The sequence below is a fragment of the Halobellus sp. Atlit-38R genome, from assembly GCF_003665925.1.
Classification (GTDB): Archaea; Halobacteriota; Halobacteria; order Halobacteriales; family Haloferacaceae; genus Haloquadratum; species Haloquadratum inordinatus.
Map to the genome: position 1 here is coordinate 1 of NZ_QXIJ01000046.1, position 1,070 is coordinate 1,070.

The following is a 1,070-nucleotide window of genomic DNA, read 5'->3' on the forward strand; positions in this document are numbered from 1 at the left end:
TTACTCGATGAACCCGAAGGGCGGTCCAGTCTGTAAGCGAGACGTCCGCCTCGAGGTCAGTCGCAAAGCGAAGGCTTCGCTTCTCAGTCGGTTCGTGTGCCGTCGTATCGTCCGTATCGTACATTTAGTGTCGCTTTTGTGCGAACACTAACGCCGGGTGAAAATCCGATAATCCCATAAGCCCCAACCACATTGGTTGAGTTAGGACAACGGGCCACCCGCCCGCCGTGTCCGCGTAAGCATCCTTCGACGCCGATAGGAGCGAAGTCCTGGCAGACTCGTGTGCTCCCGGCGTCGTTTGATTCAACTAGTTCGCTAGTCACGACTATAGTTTATTAATCCACCTTCTCAGAGAGATATGCGTCAAGCACCACCGCAATTGTCTCATCGTATGACCGTCGGCCTTCCCGCGCCTTGAGAACCCGGAGGTCGCGCCGCACATCCTTCGACACCGGAATCCGCGTGTCCGTGGCAGACATATATCCCGCTTTAGGGCACAACGTATAAAGCATTACGGACATGAAGATGTGATTGGTAAAGCATGAGTCTTGACGAAAGGGCAAGAGGGATTTTGTCACCGGCCGACCGCCGGTATCTCCAAAAACCGAAGGAGTATAGCAAACAGGCAGGATACGAACGCCGGCGAGCGATAGTCGAGCGGCTCCATGAAGCCCTACATGATATGCCGCTCCTGGTTTCGGAACTCGACGAGGACCTTAGAACGGAAGCCTTCGAGGACGGCGATTTAGACGGGAAAGAGCATACGCTAAACGTCCTGTCGTGGTCGTTCGCTCTCCTATATCTCGGGATCACCGACACCGTCGAACCGTCCGATTTGGCAAAGGACGCTTTCGAGGGGATTGCCGCGAGCGGTGTTAGACAGGCATACCTCCAGCGCGGGTATTCGGTCGAGGAGGTCGAGGTCGAGGTTAATGTAAAACGGGGCGAGCCGCTCGACGAGTTACGGGAGCGCGAGCCGGACGAACTCAGTTACCCCGAGGTGAACCAACTACTCGAATCGGGCGAACTCTCCCACCTAACCGGCGAGGAACAAATGGCTCGAATCAAAG

2 protein-coding genes are annotated in these 1,070 nt (G+C 55.7%); one reads left to right on the forward strand and one right to left on the reverse strand.

The window, feature by feature from the left end; translation table 11 throughout:
- Nucleotides 1-335: 335 nt before the first annotated feature.
- Nucleotides 336-479, reverse strand: coding sequence for a hypothetical protein (locus D3D02_RS21030; protein ID WP_006655018.1), 144 nt, complete (start codon nucleotides 477-479; stop codon nucleotides 336-338).
- Between the two features lie 62 nt (nucleotides 480-541).
- Here D3D02_RS21030 and D3D02_RS17970 point away from each other — a divergent pair.
- Nucleotides 542-1,070: hypothetical protein (locus tag D3D02_RS17970; protein ID WP_121571309.1), on the forward strand; the 529-nt coding region annotated here is incomplete at its 3' end.

Bases quoted from the DNA above. Each gene is read 5' to 3' on its own strand.
- D3D02_RS21030 (WP_006655018.1), bottom strand. From the start codon at position 479: ATGTCTGCCACGGACACGCGGATTCCGGTGTCGAAGGATGTGCGGCGC.